We start from the raw sequence: 23,257 nt of genomic DNA, 5'->3' as shown, positions 1-23,257 counted from the left end.
GCCCTCTGGCTCCCGGAGTCGTCCCGTGTCGTCCTCGTCCGTTCCGCAGAAGCTCGTCTCCGCGCCCGTGGCGCGGCTGGAAGGCCGCGTGCGCGCGCCGGGCGACAAGTCGATCTCGCATCGCGCTCTGATGTTCGGCGCCGTCACCGTCGGCGAGACCACGATCGAGGGTCTGCTCGAGGGCGAGGACATCCTGTCCAGCGCCGCGGCGCTGCGGCTGCTGGGCGCCGACGTGGTCCGCCTCGGCGATGGCGCCTGGCGCGTGCGCGGCGTCGGCGTCGGCGGTTTCCGCGAGCCGCCCGATGTGCTCGACATGGGCAATTCGGGCACGTCGGCGCGCCTGCTGTCGGGGCTGATCGCCAGCCACGCCTTCACCAGCTTCATGACCGGCGACGCCTCGCTGCGGCGGCGGCCGATGCTGCGGGTGATCGAGCCGCTGTCGCGCATGGGCGCGCGGTTCGTGTCGCGCGACGGCGGGCGCCTGCCCATGGCCGTCACCGGCGCGCCGACGATGATGCCGATCGAGTACCGCCTGCCGGTCGCCTCGGCGCAGGTGAAGTCGGCGATCCTGCTGGCCGGGCTCAACACGCCCGGCGAGACGACGGTGATCGAGCCCGAGCCGACGCGCGATCACACCGAGCGCATGCTCGAAGGATTCAGCGCCGCCGTGCGCACCCGGGCGCTGGATGACGGCGCGCGTGCCATCACCATCGTCGGCCAGCCCGAGCTGGCCGGCAACCGCCACATCGTGGTGCCGGGCGATCCGTCGTCGGCCGCCTTCGCCGTCGTGGCGGCGGCGGTGCGGCCGGGCAGCGACGTCACGGTGGAGAATGTCGGCATCAACCCGACACGCGCCGGCCTCTACGAGACCTTGCGCGAGATGGGCGCGGCGCTCTCCTTCGAGAACCGGCGCGTGATGGGCGGCGAGACCGTGGCCGACCTGCGCATCAGGGGCGGCGCGCTCAAGGGCATCGACGTGCCGCCGGACCGCGCGCCCAGCATGATCGACGAGTATCCCGTCCTCGCCGTCGCCGCCGCCGTCGCCGAGGGCACGACGCGCATGCAGGGCGTCGCCGAGCTGCGCGCCAAGGAAAGCGACCGCCTGGCCAGCGTCGCGGCGGGCCTGCAGGCCAACGGCGTGCGCTTCGAGATCGGCGCCGACTACCTGCACGTCCAGGGCGGCGCCGTGCCCGGCGGCGGCCTGGTAGCGACGCATCTGGACCATCGCATCGCGATGTCGTTCCTGGTGCTGGGCCTGGCAGCGCAAAGCCCCGTGGCCGTCGACGACGGCAGCCCGATCAACACCAGCTTCCCCGGCTTCGCCGACATGATGAACGACCTGGGCGCGAAGATCACGAACGCGTAGGCCATCCCGTAGTCGGTCGGGCCGCGCCGCTCCAGCGGCGCTCTTCCATCGGTCGCGCAGCACCGCGCCGATGGACGTGGGCCTGACCTTGGCCGGCCACCGACAGTCCGTTCGTGTGGATCCCACGCGCGCCTACGTGGGCGCGCGCGGGCCGGTGCCGACAAGATAGATGGCATTGGCGTCGACGCCGTCCTTGACCAGGAGCTCGGGCGTTGTGTCCTCGGGGATATCCTCGAGCATCAGGGCCGCGATACCCTGGTCGAAGGCTTCTTGAACGGAGCGTCCGAAGCCGATGGCGCGGTAGAAGGATGCGGAGAATGTTATAGCGGCATTGTCGCCGATCGCCCGCTTCATCCCGATGGCGCAGTCCACCACTTCCGTGATGGCTTCGGCCTGAGGCCGCGAGAAGCATGCGTTGAGCACGACGACGCGGATGTTGTCCTTCATGGTCCGCAGGAGCTGCTTCAAGGCCGCCTTCGAAACCGGCTTCGCCAGCTCGCGGCTGTCGTGAAGAATGATTTCCTCCGTTGCGTCGCCGTGGCCGCTGAAATGAACGATGTGCGGCCGGAATTGATTCAGATACTGCAGCAGGTCATCCGGACGGATCGCCCACTTCGTGATGAGATCCAGCGAGTCGCGGTGATCCGAAGCCCGGATCTTCTGGTCCATCTCGCGGCTCTCGCGATCCAGGGCCAATTGCGAGGTTCCGCTCGGGTTGGCGGCCAGGAAGAGCAGCCTGCATTTTGCGGGCATTTCACCACCTCGCGTGTCGTTCTGCTCGGCAGCCAGCGCATTCCTGCGCCGCGGGACATAGGCGTTGGGATCGTGGCCGGCGGCCAGGTTCTCCCAGCGGCGCTGTTGCCGATCGGCGGCCGATTCGACGCCGTTGAGCAGATCGGCAACGCGATACCGCTTCTTCGATCGCTCGGGCCGAACCCATTCTTCGGCCTCATCTTCGAGTATGAGCAGGTGCTCGTAGCTGACGGTCAGGTCGGGTTCATCCGGCAATGGCACGCGTTGCTGAACCGGCAGGCCGCTGAAGTCGCTGTGAATCGCATCGAACTTCTCGCGGATGATGGCGAGAAGGCTTCGCCGCAGGTTTGGTGGTCCATGGACCGAGATCCCGACGGTGCGCTTGTCGCGGTCGGCGCGGACCACGGCACGACACCGGTCGCGCTCCAGCACGACCCCGGTGCGCCAGCGCGGCGTCTTCTCGCTCATCGCGTGGGTCTGCACGATGAACCGCGGCAGCAGGCCTTCCGGCAGCGCGTATTCGTATTCATAGCGGAACCCCAGATCCGGTGGCGTCGGATCGACGCCGACGCCTGCCTCGCTCAGCAGCTCGGGCACGAGGTACCGCTCGGCGCGACCGCCCAGACGGAAGCAGAGCTCGAATTTTTCCATGAGGCGCAGCAGGAAATCGTGTGTGTCGGCCGGGTAGCGCCGGGCATCGAGCGCCTGCCCGAGGTCTGCCTTTGTGAGGATCCCGCCGACGTTCGTGCGCTGGCTGGCGCGAAGGACCGAATAAATCCCGTCCGTCACCCAATGCGGGTTGAGCACGTGCGTGTCCTTGAGGCGTGGATCGTCGCGGTAGTTGAGCGCGATCCCCAGCACGTGCAGGAAGCCCGCCAGCTCGCGCTGCGCCGCGGGATCGGTCTCGCCCAGCTCGCGGCAGACGTCCTGGTAGGCTTCCCAGGCGATGAAGTTGTCCTTCATCGTCGCCAGCCGCTCCTTGATGGCGAACCACTCGGCCGGGAACTTCGTGCGGCGATGATCCAGCTCGTCGGTGTACCTCAGGATCTGCTCCTTCAGGTCCGCGATGCCGGTTCCATCCGCGCAATCAGTGGCGATCACGCCGACGATGAAGGGATACTTCGTCAGCAGCAGGCCGCGATCGAGGTCGAAGCGATGGGCGCTCGACTTGTTGAGGACGATCAGCACGCGCGAGTCGCCGCCGAAGCTGCGAATCAGCTGGAGCCAGTATTCGGCATCCGGCATGGCGCCGCCTTCGCGGCCCGCCAGCACCAGCAGGTACAGGGTTCGCTCGGTCAGGAAGAACTGGTGCGTGGCATGGAGGATCTCCTGCCCGCCGAAATCCCAGATATGCAGCCGCACATCGGCGCCGCTCGGCACGTTGACAACCCACTGCTGGATCTCGATGCCCGGTGTTTCCCTCTCGTCGGCATCGAACTGACCGGCCACCAGGCGGCGGCGAAGGCTCGTCTTGCCGACGCCGCCGCGGCCGACGAGGATGAGCTTGGCCTCGTTCAGCGCCTGCGCGCCGCGAACGGTGCGGAAATAGTAATCGAGGATGCTGGCTGCGGACTCGGGGCGGCGGCCCTTCTCGACATCCTGCCACGTCGGTCCGAGAATCTCGGTCGGCAGGGCGAGGTCGGGGTTGCCGTGCAGAAAGAACATCGCGACCCGCGAGAGATTGGTCATCGACTCCGGGAGCGCTGTCAGCCTGTTCCCCGCGACGTTCAGGTATTCCAGTTGCGCGAGGTTTCCGACGCCGTCCGGCAGCCGCGTCAGCGCATTCTCGGAGAGATTGAGCGTCTCCAGCGCGGTCAGGCTTCCCAGGTCGTCCGGCAGCACGGTGAACAGGTTGCGGGCGATGTCGAGGTATCTCAGCCGGACGAGCGGGGACAGCTCGGTCGCCAGCGCCGTCAGCCGGTTGCCCGCCAGGTCCAGCTTGGTGAGGCTGGCAAGCCTGCCCAGCCCTTCCGGCAACCTGCTCAGCTGGTTGTCCGCGGCGACGAGCACCCCGAGCCGGACCAGGTTGGCCAGGCGGCCGGGCAGCGCTGTCAGCCGGTTGCCTTCGACGGCGAGGTAGCGCAGCTGGACAAGGTCTGCCGTGCCGTCTGGCAGGTTGGCCAGCTGATTGCGCGAGACCCTGAGGTGTTCCAGCCGTGCAAGCCTGGAAAGCTTGTCCGGGAAGGCGGTCAGGCGATTGTCGGCCAGGTCGAGGGTGTTGAGCTGCCCCAGCTCGGTCAGACCAGCGGGCAGCGTGGTCAGCTGGTTCAGCTCGGCACCAAGTAGCCGCAGCTGCGTGAGCCCGGCCAGGCTGTCCGGCAGCGCCGCGAGCGCGTTGCCGCCGACCATGAGATGCTGCAGCGATGCGAGCTTGCCGAGATCCTCAGGCAGCGCTGTCAGCTTGTTGAACGAGACATCCAGCCACTGCAGCCGGACGAGATTGGCGATGCCGTCCGGCAAGGCCGTGAGGTGGTTGTTCCTGAGGCTCACGTGCTGGAGCTGCACGAGGTCGGTCATCGTCTCCGGCAGTGCCGTCAACTGGTTGTTCCAAAGCATGAGGCTCTGGAGCCCTCGCAGTGCGCCCAGGGCGTCGGGCAGCACCGTGAGCTGGTTCGCTGTCACATCCAGCGCGCGAAGCTGCGTAAGATTGGCAAGGACATCCGAGAGCGCCGTCAGCCGGTTTCGCGACAGGTCGAGCCTCTGAAGATGTGTCAGCCGCGCCAGGGAATCCGGCAGGCGAGAGAGACCGAGATCCACAAGATTGAGCTCTGTCGCCCCGGTCGCCGCCACATGCGCGATCCGCCGCTCGGCCACGGCCGTCGCGTCACTGGGCATCAGGTGGAACTGGACCATGACCGTGCCAGGAAGTTCCGCCGACTGGATGTCGGTCACCCATCGATCGCGCATGGTGCAGTCTGCGCGCAAGCGGGGCAAGCGCCAGTCCTGAGGTCCCGAGCTGCACGGGCGCGACGCCTGATTCCTATGCGGTTCTTATGGGCCGGGGCAATCGCCCGTCTCGAATTCCTATCCGCCGGCAGCCCATATCCCGGCGCGCGTTCCCTCCGGAACCGCGCTGGAGTCCCTCTATGCTCGACATCCTCTTTCTGGGCGGTGGCTGCGCGCTGATGCTGCTGATGGTCGCGTACGAAGCGCTGTGCCGTCGCCTGTGAGGTCACCATGACGCTCGATTATGTGCTGGGCGGTCTGCTGACCGTCTTCCTGCTTGCCTACCTGACCGTGGCGCTGACGCGGCCGGAGAAATTCTGAGGCGCGCCATGACCGTCAACGGCTGGATCCAGATCCTCGTCTTCATCGCCATCGTCGTGGCGCTGGCGCGCCCGATCGGCGGCTACCTCGACCGCGTCCTGGAAGGCGAGAGAACCTTCCTGTCGCCCGTGCTGGGGCCGGTCGAGCGCGGCTTCTACTGGCTGAGCGGCGTCAAGCCGACGGAGAACCAGAGCTGGTGGGCCTATTGCGGCGGCATGCTGATCTTCCACCTGTTCGGCTTTGCCCTGCTCTACGGCCTGCAGCGCCTGCAGGGGATGCTGCCGTTCAACCCGCAGGACATGGCGGCCGTGGCGCCGGACCTTGCCGCCAACACCGCCATGAGCTTCGCCACCAACACCAACTGGCAGAACTACGGCGGCGAAAGCACCATGAGCTATCTGGTGCAGATGGCCGGCCTGACGGTGCAGAACTTCACGTCGGCGGCGTCAGGCATCGCGCTTGCCGCGGCGCTCGTGCGTGGCTTCGCGCGCGCCGAGTCGCGGGGCATCGGCAATTTCTGGGCCGACCTGGTGCGCGTCACGCTCTACGTGCTGCTGCCGATGTGCATCGTGCTGACCCTGTTCTATGTCTGGCAGGGCGTGCCGCAGAACCTGTCGCCCTATGTCGAGGCCACAACCCTGGAGGGCGGCAAGCAGGTGATCGCGCAGGGCCCGGTGGCCTCGCAGCTCGCCATCAAGATGCTGGGCACCAACGGCGGCGGCTTCTTCAACGCCAACTCGGCGCATCCCTACGAGAACCCGACGGCGCTCTCCAACCTGGTGCAGATGCTGAGCATCCTCGTGCTCGGCGCGGCGATGACCAACGTCTTCGGCCGGCGCGTCGGCGACGAGCGCCAGGGCTGGGCGATCCTCGCCGCCATGGGCGTGCTGTTCGTGGTCGGCGTGTTCATCACGTACTGGGCAGAGGCTGGCGGCAATCCGCTGCTGACGGCGTTGGGCGTCGATCCGTCTGCCGGCAACATGGAAGGCAAGGAGGTGCGCTTCGGCGAGGCGTTGTCGGCGCTGTTCGCCGTCGTCACCACGGCGGCCTCGTGCGGCGCGGTCAATGCCATGCATGACAGCTTCATGCCGCTGGGCGGCGCCGTGCCGCTGGCCAACATGCTGCTGGGCGAGGTGATCGTGGGCGGCGTCGGCGCCGGCCTCTACGGCATGCTGCTGTTCGCCATCATCTCGGTGTTCGTCGCCGGCCTGATGGTGGGCCGCACGCCGGAGTATGTCGGCAAGAAGATCGAGGCGCGCGAGGTCAAGATGACCATGCTCGCCATCCTGTGCCTGCCGCTGGTGGTGCTGGGCTTCACGGCGCTCGCCACGGTGATCCCGGCCGGCCTCGCCGGCCCGGCCAATGCCGGCCCGCACGGCTTCTCCGAGATCTTCTATGCCTTCACCTCGGCGGCGGCCAACAACGGCAGCGCCTTCGGCGGCCTCACCGGCAACACCATGTTCTACAACTCGACCCTGGCGGTGACGATGGCGGTGGGGCGCTTCGCGATGATCGTGCCCATGCTGGCGGTCGCCGGCTCGCTGGCGGCCAAGCGCAAGACCGCGGTGTCGGTGGGCACGTTCCCGACCCATGGCGGCCTGTTCATCGGGCTTCTGGTCGGCGTCGTCGTGATCGTCGGCGGCCTCACCTACTTCCCGGCCCTGGCGCTCGGCCCGATCGCCGAGCACCTCGCCATGCTCGCCGGGTCGGTGTTCTGATTTTCCCTCCCCCAACGAAGTTGGGGGAGGTGGCCGAAGGCCGGAGGGGGACCCGACGTGGTCTCAGTTGCACAAGCCACGTCGGCTCCCCTCCGCCCCTTCGGGGCACCTCCCCACTGCGTGGGGAGGAGGACGTAACGGAGATCCAACTATGTCCAGTGGTCCGCGCGCGGCTTCGCTGTTCGACCCCGCGCTCATCAAGCCCGCCATTGTCGAGAGCTTCCGCAAGCTCGACCCGCGCGTGCAGATCCGCAACCCCGTGATGTTCGTGCTCGAGATGGTGGCGCTGGTGGCCACCGTCCTGATGGTGCGTGACATCGTCGGCGGCGCCAAGGGCGTCGGCTTCACGGTGCAGATCGTGATCTGGCTGTGGGCGACATTGCTGTTCGCGAACTTCGCCGAGGCGGTGGCGGAAGGCCGCGGCAAGGCGCAGGCCGACGCCCTGCGCCGCACCCGCACCGAGACGGTCGCCAAGCGCCTGCTGGGCGTCTCCGACATGTTCGAGCAGGTGCGTGCGCCCGAGCTGCAGGTCGGCGACGTCGTGCTGGTCGAGGCCGGCGACACCATCCCCGGCGATGGCGAGATCATCGAGGGCGTGGCCACGGTCGACGAATCGGCGATCACCGGCGAGTCGGCGCCGGTGATCCGCGAGGCCGGCGGCGACCGCTCCGCGGTGACCGGCGGCACGCGCGTGCTGTCCGACCGCATCAAGGTGAAGGTCACGGCGGCGGCCGGCTCGAGCTTCCTCGACCGCATGATCGCCCTGGTCGAAGGTGCCGTGCGCCAGAAGACCCCCAACGAGATCGCGCTCAACATCCTGCTGGCCGGCCTCACCATCATCTTCATCTTCGCGGTGGCCAGCATCCCGAGCTTCGCCGACTACGCCGGCGGCGCGGTCTCGGCCGTGGTGCTGATCGCGCTGTTCGTCACCCTGATCCCGACCACGATCGGCGCCCTGCTGTCGGCCATAGGCATCGCCGGCATGGACCGCCTGGTGCGCTTCAACGTGCTGGCCACCTCGGGCCGCGCCGTCGAGGCGGCGGGCGATGTCGATACCCTGCTGCTGGACAAGACGGGCACCATCACCCTGGGCAACCGCCAGGCGACGGCATTCCTGCCGGTGCGCGGCATCACCGAGCGGGAGCTGGCCGAGGCCGCGCGCCTGGCCAGCCTGGCCGACGACACGCCGGAAGGCCGCTCGATCGTCGTGCTGGCCAAGGAGAAGCACGGCCTGCGCGGCATGGAGATGGGCGAGCTGAAGGCGCGCTTCGTGCCGTTCTCGGCCAACACCCGCATGTCCGGCGTCGACCACGAGGGGGCCGTGATCCGCAAGGGCGCGGTCGAGGCGATCATCGAGCACGCCCAGGGCCTGGGCATCGGCAAGATGATCCCGCCCGACGCCGAGCGCATCGCCAACGACATCGCCCGCCAGGGCGGCACGCCGCTGGCGGTGTCGAGGAACGGCCAGATCCTGGGCATCGTGCACCTCAAGGACATCGTCAAGGGCGGCATCCGCGAGCGCTTCGCCGAGCTGCGCAAGATGGGCATCCGCACGGTGATGATCACCGGCGACAACGCCGTCACCGCCGCCGCCATCGCCGCCGAGGCCGGCGTCGACGACTTCCTGGCGCAGGCCACGCCCGAGGCGAAGCTGAAGCTGATCCGCGAGGAGCAGGCCAAGGGCAAGCTGGTGGCGATGTGCGGCGACGGCACCAACGACGCGCCGGCGCTGGCGCAGGCCGATGTCGGCGTCGCCATGCACACCGGCACCGCCGCGGCGCGCGAGGCCGGCAACATGGTCGACCTCGACAGCGATCCGACCAAGCTCATCGAGATCGTGGCCATCGGCAAGCAGCTGCTGATGACGCGTGGCGCGCTCACCACGTTCTCGATCGCCAACGACGTCGCCAAGTACTTCGCCATCATCCCGGCGATGTTCCTGGCCTTCTATCCCCAGCTCGACACGCTCAACGTGATGTCGCTGGCGACGCCGCAGAGCGCCATCCTGTCGGCCATCATCTTCAACGCGCTGATCATCATCGCGCTGGTGCCGCTGGCGCTGCGCGGCGTGCGCTACACGCCCGGCGGCGCCGCCGCCCTGCTGCGCCGCAACCTGCTGATCTACGGCCTGGGCGGCATCATCGTGCCGTTCATCGGCATCAAGGCCATCGACCTCGTCGTGTCCGCCGTCGGATTGGCGTGACCGTTTGCCTCCCCCACGCAGTGGGGGAGGTGGCCGAAGGCCGGAGGGGGACCCCACGTGGTCTCAGTTACGCGGGCCTCGTCGGCTCCCCTCCGCCCCTTCGGGGCACCTCCCCAGCAGAGCTGGGGAGGAATTCAAGGAGAAACTACAATGCTTCGCGACATCCGCCCGGCGCTCGTGATGATGCTGCTGATGACGGTGCTGCTCGGCCTCGTCTATCCGCTGGGCATGACCGGCATCGCCGGCGCAATCATGCCGCAGCAGGCCAAAGGCTCGCTGATCGAGCGCGACGGCAAGGTCATCGGCTCGACCCTGATCGGCCAGAATTTCACCGGCGACAGGTATTTCCATGGCCGGCCGTCGGCGACCACCGACACCGACCCCAACGATTCGGCCAAGACAGCGCCGTCGCCCTACAACGCGGCAAGCTCGCTGGCGTCGAATCTCGGCCCGACCTCCAAGGCCCTGGTCGAGCGGGTGAAGGAGGACGTCGCCAGGCTGGGCGGCAGCAAGGAAAAGCCTGTGCCGGCCGACATGGTGACGACATCCGGCAGCGGGCTGGATCCGCACATCTCGCCGGCCGCCGCCGCGCTGCAGGTGGCGCGCGTGGCCCAGGCCCGCGGCCTGCCGGAGGCGCGCGTGCGCGCGCTCCTCGCCGCCGCCACCGACGACCGCACCTTCGGCGTGCTGGGCGAGCCGCGCGTCAACGTCCTGCAGCTCAACCTGTCGCTGGACGCGGTGAAGTAGCGCCGAAACCTCCTCCCCCAGCTCAGCTGGGGGAGGTGCCCGAAGGGCGGAGGGGGAGCCGACGCGGTTCCTGTAACTGAAGCCACGTGGGGTCCCCCTCCGGCCTTCGGCCACCTCCCCCACGCGTGGGGGAGGGCAGTCATCAAACCCAGAGGAAAATCACACATGCACAGGGGTGTTCTCGCGGCCGGATGCCTGGCCGCCATGATGGCGGCCGCGCCGGCCTTGGCCCAGACGACACCGGCGCCGGCCTCGACACCGGCGCCGGAGCCGCCGAAGCCGGACCCGACCGGCCCGTTCGGCGGCAGCATCACCGGCATCGTGACCTTGACGTCCGACTACCGCTTCCGCGGCATCTCGCAGAGCAAGAACGACCCGGCGATCCAGGGCGGCCTCACCTACGAGGTGCCGCTGCCGTTCATCGGCTTCGCCCCCGTCTCCATCTACGGCGGCTTCTGGGGCAGCAGCATCAACTTCTCGCCCGACGTCGACGAATCGATCGAGCTCGACATGGTGGCGGGCGTGAAGTTCAAGTTCCTCCAGGAGAAGCTGGTGCTCGACCTGGGCTGGATCGGCTACCGCTATCCCGGCTCGATGAAATCGGCGCACCTGGCCTACGACGAGTTCGGCGGCGCGCTGAGCTACGACTTCGGCTTCGCCACGCTGGCCGGCCAGGTGCGCTACAGTCCCAACTTCTTCGCCCGCTCGGGCGATGCCTGGTACAAGCAGGCGATGCTGACCGTGCCGCTGGACTTCATCAAGATCAGCGAGAAGGTATCGTTCAAGATGTTCGGCGGCATCGGCCACCAGGCGGTCCAGCGCAACGCCCGCTTCGCCAACCCCGACTACTGGGAATGGCAGATCGGCCTGGTCGCCACGATCTACGGCGTCGATTTCGGCGTCACCTATGTCGACACCGACATCTCCAGGCGCCGCTGCAACGGTGGCGGCTTCAACTACTGCGCCCCGCGCGCCATCTTCAGCATCAGCAAGTCGTTCTGATCCAAGCCAGACCTGGTAGAATCGCGCAATATCGGCCGTTACGACCAAGTCGACGTCGAAGCCCGGGTTCTTGAGACAGACCGACCATCGGTCGGCTGAATCTGCAATCGAGGGCGAGCCATGGAACGCCGGCGGCGCACGATTTTTGCGAAGAGTGGATAGTGCCAGCAATCGGCGGACAGCAGGCTGTGCGCGCAGCATTACATTCCCGCTTGTCCGGGGCGCTCCCGGGTGGAGGGGACAACCATGGAAAGCCTGGGCAGAAGGTCGGCTCTTGGCGTTGCCACGACGTCGACGCTGGCGCTAGCCTTGCCGACGGCGGCGTCGCGTGCCGCCGGGAAGAGCGAACCGGTCGAGCCCCGGGCAGGGAGCTGGAAGACCTGGGTCGTTCGCTCTGGCGCCGAGCTCAGCCCGCTGGCATCGCCGGACGCAGCTGCCACCGGCCGCGAGATCACACAGCTTAAGGAGCTGACGGGCAAACGCGATGCCGCCGCCAAGGATCTGATCGCCTGGTGGGACACGGGTGCGCCGTCCTATCGCTGGCACGAAATCGCGCTCGCCGAGACGTTGCGGGCCAACATGGGCGGAGCGCCCGCCGCGCGGCTGCTGGCCCTGGTGCATGTCGCGATCTACGACGCGATGGTCGCCACGTGGGCAAGCAAGTACGCCCACGGCCGCAAGCGGCCCAGCGAAGTCGACGCGACCCTGTCGACCGTGCTGCCCAATCCGCCGAGTCCTTCCTATCCGTCCGGGCACGCGGCTGCGGCCGGCGCCGCCGCTGCGGTGCTGTCGTATGTCTTTCCGGATCGCGCGCAGATGTTCGCCCAGAAGGCCGAGGAAGCAGGCCGCTCACGCATGCTTGGCGGCGTCAACTACCCGAGCGATGTCGCTGCTGGATTCGATCTCGGGCGCCGGGTTGCCGCCCTGGTCATCGAACGCGGCAAGGCCGACGGATCGGACGCCAAATGGACCGGCACGGTGCCGTCCGGCGCCGACAAGTGGTTCGGCACCAACCCGCTGGGCCCGGCGTTCGGCACTTGGAAGACTTGGATACTGTCTTCGCCGGGCGAGTTCCGACCCGGGCCACCATTGCCGCATGATTCATCCGAACGGGGGGCCGAGCTCGCCGAGCTTCGGAACTTCAAACGCACCCCGAAGACCAACAGCGAGGCCCTGTTCTGGGAGGCGGCGGTCGGCGGTCCGCGTGGTCACCAGTATTGGAGCAATCACCTCGGTCGCTTGCACTTCGAATACGGGCTCAACGGCAACTCTCCGCGCGCGGCGCGCGCCTACGCGATCTGGAGTGTCGTCTATTACGATGTGCAGATCGCCTGCTGGGAAGCCAAATACATTTACTGGGACATCCGCCCCATGCAGCTTGATCCCGAGATCAAGCCGCTGTTCAACACGCCGAACCATCCCAGCTATCCCTCGGCCGGCGCAACCATCTGGACGGCTGCCGCGGTTATTCTCGGCCACCTCTTCCCTCGCGACGCAGCAGCACTTTCAGCGCTGGCTGATGAAGGTGGTCAATCCCGCATCGCCGCTGGTATCCACTATCGCAGCGACGTCGTCGCTGGCAATGCGATGGGCCGCGCCGTCGCCGGCAAGATGATCGAACGGGCGCGTGACGACGGGGCGTCGTAGTCAACCCCCCGGACTCATTCGAATTTCGCTCAGGCGGGGAGAGAGGCGGATCAACTATGGCCAGGCGCACCATGCGAAGCCGTCCCGGCGGCATCCATGGCGGCCCTGATCTGGTCGATTTCGGGTCGTGCCACCACATCGCGCCGCGGATGCCACGTTGGGCCAGACCATTGTATTTTGACGGCGGCGTTCTGGTTTCCCATGTGGGCGAGGACGTCCCCCTTCCAACGCTCGCCGGAAGGTGCAAATGCCAGTCGCCTTAGTATCAGCCGTCCAGCCGCTGGCTCGGGGCTGTGAGAACTGCCATTTCCTTCAAGTGACGGAAGAGTTTTCCTATCGGGCGGAAGCCGCTGCCGGATATGACCCCGCTTTCTCTCATGTCTCGAACTACTTTGTGCCCTTCTTGCTGCGCGCGGCGCGGCTCGGATCAGGCCAGAACGTCTGCCGGGTCCTTGAGGAACCAAGCTGGCGGCAATCGTCGCCGTCGATGTCGTCGGGCAATCACGTCGGGGCTGGACGAGAATGGCACGCCACCGGCAGCGCCCTAACCAGTTTGTAGCCAAGATAGGGCGCGCGCCCGCTCGCTGCTGCTGAAGACCCTGATCTCCGGATGAGCGAAGTGCTCAGCCAAGCGCGGCGCGATCTGCAGAAACGCGCTGTCAGTCACGGCAGCAACTCTCTCGATCCTCTTGTGATGGTCCCGAACGAACTTCAGATGTTCGACGAGCGCACCGAAACTGTCCCAACCGGGAAATGACGGCGCCTCGATCAACAACCCTGCCAGCATTCCCTGTTCGACAAGGTAGGGATCGATAACCTCCGCAACCTTCGTGAAGTCACCGGCCTCGATCGTTCCTTGTGGGCGGACGATCAAGATTGCCTTGTCGCGCAGCAGCTCAAATTGAATCAAGGCTTCCTCCTGCACTTGTCTATCAGCATTCCAAGCGCCGGACCCCACGATACCGCCTGCGCTGCTCACCGTCACCGACGCGCAAGCGGCTTGGCCATGTCCGCATTGGGTCAATCTCTGACGAACCGCTTGACATTCGTCGATGTTTTGGAATCCGGCCGGAAGCAGGCACGGCATGGCCGGCTTTATGGGTTTCGACTGTAGTCACCCCTATGCGGTTCCTATGCCGAACCGGCCCCAGCCACATGGCGGTTCCAGGCGCCCGGTGCGATCTACCTGATCGGTGATCGTAGAGGAGGCACCCCGTGCCACGTTCGACTGAGACTGAATGCGGACCGTGTACGACGGCCGAGCGCGAGGCGGCGCTCGGCGAGGATATGATCGCAGCGGCGCCGCCGCGGCCGGAAACCCACGCCGTGGTGATCGGCCACCGCACCTTGCCGCTGGTGCTGACCCTGATGCATCGGGGCTGCGCCGCCGTCGCCGGCCTGCAGCTGGGCACGCGTGCGCCGGATAGCGAGCCGGCCGACCTGGCCTGGATCGCCGATCCGCGCACCGACGCCGAGCTCCACGCTGCGATGGAGGCCGCTTGCCACCGCATCGGCCCGCAAGGCCGTGTCGTCCTGGACGTGACGTCGCTGGCGCAGGCCGGTGGGCTGGCTGCCGTGCAGCGCCTGATCACCGCCTTCGGCCTCAGCGTCGCCTCGATCGGCGACAGCAGCCTCCACCTCATCCTGGTGGCCACGCGCGCGCCCACCATGGCCCGCGCCGCGTAAGCTTCTCCTCGGCGCCATTGTCACAGGAGCCCATCATGAACGCCTCACGCCTGCGGCTGCGCGGCTCGATTGTCGCGCTGGTGACGCCGTTGCGCGACGACCGGGTCGACGCCGACGCCTTCGCCGCGCTGTGCGCCCGCCAGATCGACCGCGGCACATCAGCCCTCGTGCCCTGCGGCACGACCGGCGAGGCGCCGCTGCTGACGGCGGACGAGCATCGCCGCCTGATCGAGATCGCCGTCGCCACGGCTGCCGGCCGGGTGCCGGTGATCGCCGGCGCCGGGACCTGCAGCACGGCCACGTCCGTCGCCCTGGCGCGGCAGGCCGAGCATGCCGGCGCATCGGGGCTGCTGTGCGTCACGCCCTATTATCTGCGGCCGACCCAGGAAGGCGTGATCCGACATGTCCGTGCCATTCACGACGCGGTCGGCCTGCCGATCGTGCTCTACGACGTGCCGGCCCGCACCGCCTGCGCCCTGAGCGACGAGACCGTGCGGCGCCTCGCCGAGCTGCCGCGCGTGATCGGCCTGAAGGACGCTACCGCCGACTTGCGGCGGCCCGGTCGGCTGCTGCGCCTGATCGGCGACGACTTCACGCTGCTGTCGGGCGATGACGCGACCCAGGCCGATTTCCGCCTGGCCGGCGGCCATGGCTGCATCTCGGTGACGGCCAATGTGGCGCCGGCGCTGTGCGCGGCCCTTCATCATGCATGGGACATCGCCGATCTGGTCACCTTGCGCAGCGTCACGCAGATCCTGGCGCCGCTGCATGCGGCGCTGTTCCTGGAGAGCAACCCGATCCCGGTGAAGCGCGCGCTGCATCATCTCGGACTGATCGCCGACGAGCTGCGCCTGCCGTTGACGCCGCTGGCTGCCGACGCCGATGTCCGGCTGCGCGCCGTGCTCGAGCCCGTGATGGCCGCCGAGGGGAGGGAAGCGCGCCGTTGCGCTGCTGTCATGCCGCTGGTGTGGCAGGAGAGTCCGTTCACCGGCTTCGCGGCGTGAGGTTTCGACCACCTTCCCCCGCTTGCGGGGGCTACCGGATTCACACATCGCGCCGGCTATCTGAAACGCTGCGTGTTGACCCTTCCCCCGGAGGGGGAAGGTGGCGCGCAGCGCCGGAAGGGGGAGGTTGCAACCGCTTCGATGCTGCTGAACGGCCGCCGAATCTGTTCGAACATCCCCCTTCCGCCCCTTGCGGGGCACCTTCCCCCTCCGGGGGAAGGGACGCATAAGATGTGTGAATGTCGTAGCTTGCGGGGGAAGTAGAAGACATCGCGGATCTGTCATCTTGTTCTCCAAAAGAGAACGTGCTATAGGTCCGGGGGTGCTTCGGAGGAGCCGGCCGATGCTGCCGCTGTGCGTTTCCGTTCCCCATTCCCAGGCGTCCACCCGCTGCGGACGCCTGAGACGTTGCAATCGAACCCGGGGAGTTTCCGTATTTTTCGACGTTTGCGACGTGGCCTTTGCGGGATGAAATTTCGTAAGTGACTGAGATCGTTGTCTTCTTTGTGTGATGGCCATCCCATCTCCGGACCGCACCATCGACCGCCCCTCGCCCGAGGCGTTGCTGGCGGCGGCCAACCGTGAGCTGCGCGGCAAGCTGAAGATCTTCCTCGGCGCCGCGCCCGGCGTGGGCAAGACCTACGAGATGCTGTCGGCGGCGCGCCAGCGCCGGGCCGAGGGCGTCGACGTCGTGGTCGGCGTGGTCGAGACGCATGGCCGCGCCGAGACCGCGGCGCTGCTGGAGGGCCTGGAGGCGGTCCCGCGGCGGCGCATCGACTACAAGGGCCGTTCGCTGGAGGAGATGGACATCGATGCCGTCCTCGCCCGCCGCCCGGCCCTGGTGCTGGTCGACGAGCTGGCGCACACCAACGCGCCCGGCAGCCGCCATCCCAAGCGCTACCTCGACGTGCTGGAGCTGCTCGCCGCCGGCATCGACGTCTACACCACGCTCAACGTGCAGCATGTCGAGAGCCTCAACGACATCGTGGCGCGCATCACCCGCATCCGCGTGCGCGAGACGGTGCCCGACTCGATCGTCGACGGCGCCGACAGCGTCGAGGTCATCGACCTCACGCCCGAGGACCTGATCAAGCGGCTGGGCGAGGGCAAGGTCTATGTCCGCGAGGCCGCCGAGCGGGCGCTGAAGCACTATTTCTCGCCCGGCAACCTGACGGCGCTGCGCGAGCTGGCGCTGCGGCGCACCGCCGAGCGCGTCGACGAGCAGATGCGCAGCTACATGCGCGAGCATGCGATCGCCGGCCCGTGGGCGGCCGGCCAGCGTGTGCTGGTCTGCATCGATCCCTCGCCGGACGCCGAGAACGTGGTGCGGGCGGCCAAGCGCACGGCCGACAGCCTGCGGGCGCCGATGCTGGCCCTCTATGTCGAGACCGACCGCCACGCGACGCTCGGCGAGGCCGAGCGCGGCCGGCTGGCCGAGACCATCCGGCTGGCCGAGCGGCTGGGCGCCGAGGCCGCGACCATCCCGGGCCGGCGCATCGCCGAGGACGTGCTGGCGTTCGCGCGCGAGCGCAATGTCACGCGCATCGTCGTCGGCAAATCCAACCGCTCGGCCTGGTTCGAGCTGCTGCACGGCTCGGTCGTCGACGACCTGGTGCGCACATCGGGCGGCATCGCGATCGAGGTTGTGGCCGCCACGCACGCCACCGCCGATTCGAGCTGGGCCGGCTGGCGCCCCGAGCGCGCGCCGACCTGGGCCTATGCCGAGGCGGCGCTGTCCGTGATCGTAGCCGGCATCATCGGCGTCGGCATCGACCGGCTGGTCAACCTCAGCAACATCTCGCTGGTGTTCGTGGTGCCGGTGCTGCTGAGCGCGGCGCGGCACGGCATCTGGCCGTCGGTGTGGGCGGCGGCGCTGGGCGCGGTGGCCTACAACTTCTTCTTCCTGCCGCCGCTGTACGAATTCACCATCACCGACCCGGCCAACGTCGTCGCGCTGTTCTTCTTCCTGCTGGTGGCGGTCTTCACCAGCGCGCTGGCGACGCGCTCGCGCTCGCGCTCGCTGGCGGCGCGGCGCGAGGCGCAGGTGACGGCGGAGCTCTACTCCTTCAGCCGCAAGATCGTCGGCCTCGCCGATCTCGACGACCTGCTGTGGACCATCGTGGCGCAGATCGCGCGCATGGTGCGGGTCGAGGTCGTGGTGCTCATGCCCGAGCACGACCGGCCCGGCCGCACCGCGCTCGACATCAAGGCTGCCTTCCCGCCCGAGGACATGCTGGAGGACGCCGACCTCGCGGCGGCGCTGTGGTGCTGGGACCATGACCAGCCCACCGGCAAGGGCAGCGATTCGCTGCCCGGCGCGCGCCGCCTGTTCGTGCCGCTGTGCACGGCGCGCGGCAAGGTGGCGGTGCTGGGCGTCATCAACCGCGACAACGACGCGCCGCTGACGCCCGAGCAGCGCCGCCTGCTCGATGCGCTGGGCGACCAGGCGGCGGTGGCGATCGAGCGCGTGCTGCTGGCGCGCGACATCGATGCGGCGCGCCTGGGCGCCGAGCGCGAGCGGCTGCGCTCGGCCATGCTGACCTCGGTGTCGCACGATCTGCGCACGCCCCTGGCCTCGATCCTGGGCGCCGTCTCCAGCCTGCGCAGCTACGGCGAGCGCTACGATCCCGCCACCCGCGACGAGCTGCTGGCCACGGCGCAGGACGAGGCCGAGCGCCTGAACCGCTTCGTCGGCAACCTGCTCGACATGACGCGGCTGGACGCCGGCGCCGTCAGCGTGAAGCGCGAGCCGGTCGATGCCGCCGACCTGATCGCCACGGCGCTGCGGCGCGCCGAGCCGCTGCTGCGGGCACACCGGGTGGCGACGACGGTCGCGCCCGACCTGCCGCCGGTGGAGCTCGATTTCGTGCTCGGCGAGCAGGTGCTGTTCAACCTGCTGGACAACGCCGCCAAGTACACGCCCGAGGGCACCACCATCGCGATCGAGGCACGCGCGGAGAACGGCCACGTGCTGCTCGCGGTGCGCGACGAAGGTCCCGGCCTGGCGGCCGCCGACCTGCCGCATGTGTTCGAGAAGTTCTATCGTGCCCGCGAAGGCGATCGGCGGCGGGCCGGCACCGGCCTGGGCCTGGCGATCGCCAAGGGCTTCGTCGAGGCGCAAGGCGGCCGGATCGTGGCCCGCAACCGCGCCGACCGGTCGGGCGCGGAGTTCGTGATAAGCTTTCCGGCGATGACGGTGGCAGGATGAGGGCGGTATCTGAGACTTCCCTCCCCCAACGCAGTTGGGGGAGGTGGCCGAAGGCCGGAGGGGGAGCCGACGCGGTCTTCATGATCAAGACCACGTCCGCTCCCCTCCGCCCCTTAGGGGCACCTCCCCAGCGAAGCTGGGGAGGGAGATGACGCCATGACCAGCGACGCCGCCGCCATCCTGGTCGTCGATGACGAGCCGCCGATCCGCCGCCTGCTGCGCACCACCCTGGGGGCGCAGGACTATCGCGTGATCGAGGCCGCCACCGCGCGCGATGCGCTCGCCATGCTGCGCCATCATCAGGTCGACCTGATGCTGCTCGATCTCGGCCTGCCCGACATCGACGGGCTCGATCTGATCGGCCAGGTGCGGCGCGACAACCCGGTGCCGATCGTCGTGCTCTCCAGCCGCGGTGAGGAGCCGGCGAAGGTGGCGGCGCTCGATGCCGGCGCCGACGACTATGTCACCAAGCCGTTCGGCGCCGAGGAGCTGATGGCCCGCATCCGCACCGCGCTGCGCCACCGCCTGCAGCAGCAGGGCACCCGGCCGGTGTTCGAGAGCGGCGACCTGCGGGTCGACCTGGTGCATCACCACGTCGCGGTCGGCGGCCGCGAGGTCAAGCTGTCGCCCAAGGAGTACGACATCCTGGAGCAGCTCGTGATCCATGCCGGCAAGGTGCTCACCCACCGCCACCTGCTGCGCGAGGCCTGGCGCGACGAGAGCGTCGATCCGCAGTACCTGCGGGTCTATATCCGCCAGCTGCGCCAGAAGGTCGAAGCCGAGCCGGCCTGCCCGCGGCATTTGATCACCGAGGCCGGCGTCGGCTATCGGCTAGTTTGACCCGAAGGCCGGCGGTCCGGGCAGCAAGAGGTTCATGAGCGTGCAATTAGTTCGTCCCCAGGTCATTGCGCTGGACGGCCCATCGGCGGCCGGCAAGGGCACGCTGGCGCGCCGGCTGGCCAGCCACTACGACCTGGCCCACCTCGACACCGGCTCGCTCTATCGGGCTGTGGGCCGGCGCATCCTGAGGGAAGGGCGGGACCCGAAAGACGCAACGTATGCTGCTGAGACTGCTGCCAACCTACAACCGGTTGATCTCAAGGATCCCGAGTTGCGCAGCGAGGCGACCAGCCAGGCGGCCTCGATCGTGGCCGCGATCCCGGCGGTGCGGGCCAACCTGCTGGCTTGGCAGCGCGAGTTCGCCAAGGCGCCGCCGGACGGCAAGCAGGGCGTGGTCCTCGATGGGCGCGACATCGGCACCGTGATCTGTCCCGACGCCGACGTGAAGCTGTTCGTCACCGCCAGCCCCGAGGCGCGGGCGGAGCGGCGCTTCCAGGAGTTGCAAGCGGCCGGGGCGAACCCTATAAGACGCGCCGTTCTGGATGAGATGGCGTCGCGCGACCGGCGTGACAGCGAACGGGCCACGGCCCCCCTGTTGCCGGCTGACGGCGCCTTCGTGCTCGATACGAGCGATCTGGACGCCGACGCGGTCTTCGACCGGGTCGTCGCCTTCATCGAATCCAAAACACGTCCGCGCCGGGCCTGAAGCCGTCGGCGGCGCGAACGATCCGGGTACCGGCGGCTGGACCCGCGGGCACATCGTGCCACGCGGTCGTGGTGTGACCAGGCACTGGATCCGCCGGATGAACCGGCTGGCCGACGGGCTGCGACCCACGCCCGGGATCGTTGTTGAGGAGAAGAGATCGCATGGCAAGACGTTCTGCCCTGAGGGAGGCTGATCCCTCGACTGCCGATTTCGCTGCGATGCTGGACGAGTCGCTGAGCAAGTCGCAGGGCTTCGAAGGTGCCGTGATGCGCGGCACGATCGTGAACATCATCGGCGATTTCGCGATCGTCGATGTCGGCCTCAAGTCCGAAGGCCGCGTCCCCCTCAAGGAATTCGCCGTCGGCGGCACCGGCGCCGAGCTGCGCACCGGCGACACCGTCGAGGTGTTCGTCGACCGCATGGAGAACCGCGACGGCGAGGCGATGCTGTCGCGCGAGAAGGCCCGCCGCGAGGAATCGTGGACGGCGCTGGAGAAGGCCTTCCAGGACAACCAGCGCGTCACCGGCACCATCTTCGGCCGCGTCAAGGGCGGCTTCACCGTCGACCTCAACGGCGCCGTGGCGTTCCTGCCGGGCAGCCAGGTCGATGTGCGTCCGGTGCGCGATGTCGGGCCGCTGATGGGCTCGCCGCAGCCGTTCCAGATCCTCAAGATGGACCGCCGCCGCGGCAACATCGTGGTGTCGCGCCGCGCCGTGCTCGAGGAGAGCCGCGCCGAGGACCGCAACCGCCTGATGGGCCAGCTGAGCGAAGGCCAGGTCCTGGACGGCGTCGTCAAGAACATCACCGACTACGGCGCGTTCGTGGACCTGGGCGGCGTCGACGGCCTGCTGCACGTCACCGACATCGCCTGGAAGCGCATCAACCATCCGTCCGAGGCGCTCAACATCGGCCAGCAGGTCAAGGTGCAGGTCATCCGCTTCAACCCCGAGACGCAGCGCATCTCGCTGGGCATGAAGCAGCTGATGGCCGATCCGTGGGACGGCGCCGCCGCCAAGTACCCGGCCGGCATCAAGGTCAAGGGCCGCGTCACCAACATCACGGACTACGGCGCCTTCGTGGAGCTGGAGCCGGGTGTCGAGGGCCTCGTGCACGTCTCCGAGATGAGCTGGACCAAGAAGAACGTGCACCCCGGCAAGATCGTGTCGACCTCCCAGGAGGTCGAGGTCATGGTGCTGGACGTCGACATGTCCAAGCGCCGTATCTCGCTGGGCCTCAAGCAGTGCCTCGACAATCCGTGGGACACGTTCGCCGACAAGTACCCGGCGGGCACGGAGCTCGATGGCGAGGTGCGCAACATCACCGAGTTCGGCCTGTTCGTGGGCCTGCCCGGCGACATCGACGGCATGGTGCACCTCTCGGACCTGTCGTGGGACAAGGCCGGCGAGGACGCGATCCGCGACTACAAGAAGGGCGATCAGGTCAAGGTCAAGGTGCTCGACGTCGACACCGAGAAGGAGCGCATCTCGCTGGGCGTGAAGCAGCTGCTGAACGACCCGTTCGAGAAGGCCGGCAACCTGAAGAAGGGCGAGGTGGTCACCGCCATCGTCGCCGGCATCCAGGAGAACGGCCTGGACGTCACGGTCACCGACGGCATCCCGGGCTTCATCCGCAAGACCGAGCTCAGCCGCGAGCGCTCCGAGCAGCGGCCTGACCGCTTCGCCATCGGCGACAAGATCGACGCCAAGATCACCAACATCGACCGCGCCTCGCGCCGTGTCGTGCTGTCGGTCAAGGCGCGCGAGGTCGACGAGGAGAAGCAGGCGATGGCCGACTACGGCTCGTCCGACTCGGGCGCCAGCCTCGGCGACATCCTGGGCGCCGCCCTGCGCCGCGCCAAGGACAACGGCGAGAAGTAGTCCTGCCGCCATCGGCAGCAGCATCGGCCGGCCCGCTCCCCAGGAGCGGGCCGGCTTTCATTTGGCCGCCGGCGAAGGCAGCCCGCGCTCGGGGAACAGGTCGTTCTCGGGCCAGGCGGTGATGGTCGCCGGCAGCGCCGCCAGCCGCTCCACCAGCGCGTCGGTCGCCGCCTTGCCCGGGCGCGGCGTGTACCACACGAACCATGCCGCGCCGTCCTGGTGCTGCATCGCCGTCATGCCGAAGGTGCTCGGCGGCACGCCCCAGGTGCCGGTATGCCAGGCGATGCGCGATGAAGACGTGATGTCGGCCATGAACTGGCCCAGGCCGTACCACGCCGACGGCCATGGAATCGGCGCGCCGTCGGCCGCGTGCCGCGCGTCCGGTTCCGCCAGCAGGCCACGCCACGGCAGGTCACGCAGGCGATCGCGCGCCAGGAACGCCAGGTACTCGGTGCCGCTCAGGGACCAGCCGCCGAACGACGAGAACGAGCGCCATTCGGAGTCGAGCCGGGGGGCCCGGATGCCGGCGGCCTCCAGCATCTCGCGGCCGCAGAACCGCTCGTAGCTTTCGCCCGTGATGGTCTCGATCGTCACGCCCAGCGTCAGGTAGCCGATATTGGAATAGCGGAAGGCCTCGCCCGGGGCCGATGCCAGCGGCGCCGTCAGCGTGGCCGCCAGCAGGTCGGCGGGCGTGGCCGTGGCCGGCGACTTCTTCGTCTGCAGCAGATCCATGGCGGCCGTGGTCATCAGGTCGCGCGGCGCCGCGGCGAAGCCGGCGCGGTGCACCAGAAGCTGCTCGACGGTGGCATCCTTCAGCCGTGCGTCGGCCGGATCGCCGGCTTGGCGGAAGAACGGCGCCAGCACGTCGCCGACCTTGCCGTCGAGGCGCAGCCGGCCGTCCGACACCAGCCGGGCGATGCAGCGGCCGGTGATCGCCTTGCTGAGGCTGGCCAGCAGCACGCGCTGGCCCGGGTCCTGGCCGCCATAGCCGCGTTCGAGCACCAGGCGCCCGCGATAGGTGACGGCCAGGGTGCCCTTGTCGACGCCGTTCGTCTGCATCCAGTCGCGGAAGGCGGCGTCGAAGGCATCAGGTGTCTGCGCCGACGCGGGCGCCGCGGCGAGAGCCAGCGGCGGCAGCAGGAGCACGCGGCAGAAGACACGAAACGCGGCACGGAGCATGGGTGACTCGCCTTCGGACGGGCGATTTGTAGCCCACGATCCGTCGCACTGCCT

At 68.4% G+C, this 23,257-nt stretch carries 16 protein-coding genes; 13 read left to right on the top strand and 3 right to left on the bottom strand.

The genetic code is table 11. The annotated features are described in order from the left end of the window. The first annotated feature begins 25 nt into the window (after positions 1-25). Positions 26-1,366 carry a 3-phosphoshikimate 1-carboxyvinyltransferase gene (gene aroA / locus FHP25_RS02700; RefSeq protein ID WP_231712186.1) on the top strand — a complete coding sequence of 447 codons (1,341 nt, stop codon included), beginning with the start codon at positions 26-28 and terminating at the stop codon, positions 1,364-1,366. A gap of 132 nt (positions 1,367-1,498) precedes the next feature. Here the strand turns inward: aroA and FHP25_RS02695 are convergent, their stop codons facing one another. Continuing rightward, the gene (locus FHP25_RS02695) at positions 1,499-5,011 is read right to left on the bottom strand and encodes a leucine-rich repeat domain-containing protein (protein ID WP_178133228.1); all 3,513 of its coding nucleotides are present in this window, start codon (positions 5,009-5,011) and stop codon (positions 1,499-1,501) included. A gap of 285 nt (positions 5,012-5,296) precedes the next feature. Between FHP25_RS02695 and kdpF the strand changes: the two genes are divergently transcribed. From kdpF to FHP25_RS02660, 6 genes are all read left to right on the top strand, one after another. Beyond that, a complete protein-coding gene (gene kdpF, locus FHP25_RS02690) occupies positions 5,297-5,386 on the top strand; it encodes a K(+)-transporting ATPase subunit F (protein ID WP_147845345.1) in 90 nt (29 codons plus the stop codon). 8 nt (positions 5,387-5,394) lie between these two features. Further along, positions 5,395-7,104 (top strand): potassium-transporting ATPase subunit KdpA, encoded by a 1,710-nt coding sequence (gene kdpA, locus FHP25_RS02685; protein ID WP_147845344.1) that lies wholly within the window; start codon positions 5,395-5,397, stop codon positions 7,102-7,104. Between the two features lie 151 nt (positions 7,105-7,255). Further along, positions 7,256-9,307, top strand: a complete 2,052-nt coding sequence (gene kdpB, locus FHP25_RS02680) for a potassium-transporting ATPase subunit KdpB (RefSeq protein ID WP_147845343.1) — start codon at positions 7,256-7,258, stop codon at positions 9,305-9,307. Between the two features lie 150 nt (positions 9,308-9,457). After that, positions 9,458-10,054: a potassium-transporting ATPase subunit KdpC gene (gene kdpC / locus FHP25_RS02675; protein ID WP_147845342.1), complete on the top strand. Its 597-nt coding sequence runs from the start codon at positions 9,458-9,460 to the stop codon at positions 10,052-10,054. A 165-nt stretch (positions 10,055-10,219) separates the two neighbouring features. Beyond that, positions 10,220-11,056: a TorF family putative porin gene (locus FHP25_RS02670; RefSeq protein ID WP_147845341.1), complete on the top strand. Its 837-nt coding sequence runs from the start codon at positions 10,220-10,222 to the stop codon at positions 11,054-11,056. Positions 11,057-11,302: 246 nt separating this feature from the next. Next, positions 11,303-12,703 (top strand): phosphatase PAP2 family protein, encoded by a 1,401-nt coding sequence (locus tag FHP25_RS02660; protein WP_147845340.1) that lies wholly within the window; start codon positions 11,303-11,305, stop codon positions 12,701-12,703. A gap of 544 nt (positions 12,704-13,247) precedes the next feature. Here FHP25_RS02660 and FHP25_RS02655 read toward each other — a convergent pair. Beyond that, positions 13,248-13,790: a SpoIIAA family protein gene (locus FHP25_RS02655; RefSeq protein WP_147845339.1), complete on the bottom strand. Its 543-nt coding sequence runs from the start codon at positions 13,788-13,790 to the stop codon at positions 13,248-13,250. Positions 13,791-13,918: 128 nt separating this feature from the next. Between FHP25_RS02655 and FHP25_RS02650 the strand changes: the two genes are divergently transcribed. From FHP25_RS02650 to rpsA, 6 genes are all read left to right on the top strand, one after another. Further along, entirely contained in the window at positions 13,919-14,389 is a 471-nt protein-coding gene (locus FHP25_RS02650; protein WP_147845338.1) for a hypothetical protein, read from the top strand. 35 nt (positions 14,390-14,424) lie between these two features. Beyond that, positions 14,425-15,393, top strand: coding sequence for a 4-hydroxy-tetrahydrodipicolinate synthase (gene dapA, locus FHP25_RS02645; RefSeq protein WP_147845337.1), 969 nt, complete (start codon positions 14,425-14,427; stop codon positions 15,391-15,393). Between the two features lie 511 nt (positions 15,394-15,904). Further along, on the top strand, positions 15,905-18,601 hold the full coding sequence (locus FHP25_RS02640; protein WP_147845336.1) for a sensor histidine kinase: 2,697 nt from the start codon (positions 15,905-15,907) through the stop codon (positions 18,599-18,601). Between the two features lie 156 nt (positions 18,602-18,757). Further along, complete coding sequence (locus FHP25_RS02635) at positions 18,758-19,441, top strand: response regulator (RefSeq protein WP_147845335.1); 684 nt, start codon at positions 18,758-18,760, stop codon at positions 19,439-19,441. A gap of 34 nt (positions 19,442-19,475) precedes the next feature. Then, positions 19,476-20,147 carry a (d)CMP kinase gene (cmk, locus tag FHP25_RS02630; RefSeq protein WP_147845334.1) on the top strand — a complete coding sequence of 224 codons (672 nt, stop codon included), beginning with the start codon at positions 19,476-19,478 and terminating at the stop codon, positions 20,145-20,147. A 161-nt stretch (positions 20,148-20,308) separates the two neighbouring features. Beyond that, entirely contained in the window at positions 20,309-22,024 is a 1,716-nt protein-coding gene (gene rpsA, locus FHP25_RS02625) for a 30S ribosomal protein S1 (protein ID WP_147845333.1), read from the top strand. A 57-nt stretch (positions 22,025-22,081) separates the two neighbouring features. On the opposite strand, the gene FHP25_RS02620 is transcribed toward rpsA, so the two are convergent. Then, the gene (locus FHP25_RS02620) at positions 22,082-23,203 is read right to left on the bottom strand and encodes a serine hydrolase domain-containing protein (protein WP_147845332.1); all 1,122 of its coding nucleotides are present in this window, start codon (positions 23,201-23,203) and stop codon (positions 22,082-22,084) included. Between the last annotated feature and the right edge of the window lie 54 nt (positions 23,204-23,257).

The sequence above is a fragment of the Vineibacter terrae genome, assembly GCF_008039615.1.
Lineage (GTDB): Bacteria > Pseudomonadota > Alphaproteobacteria > Reyranellales > Reyranellaceae > Vineibacter > Vineibacter terrae.
The sequence above is the reverse complement of the archived record's forward strand: the minus strand, read 5'-3'. Positions and strand labels throughout refer to the sequence as shown.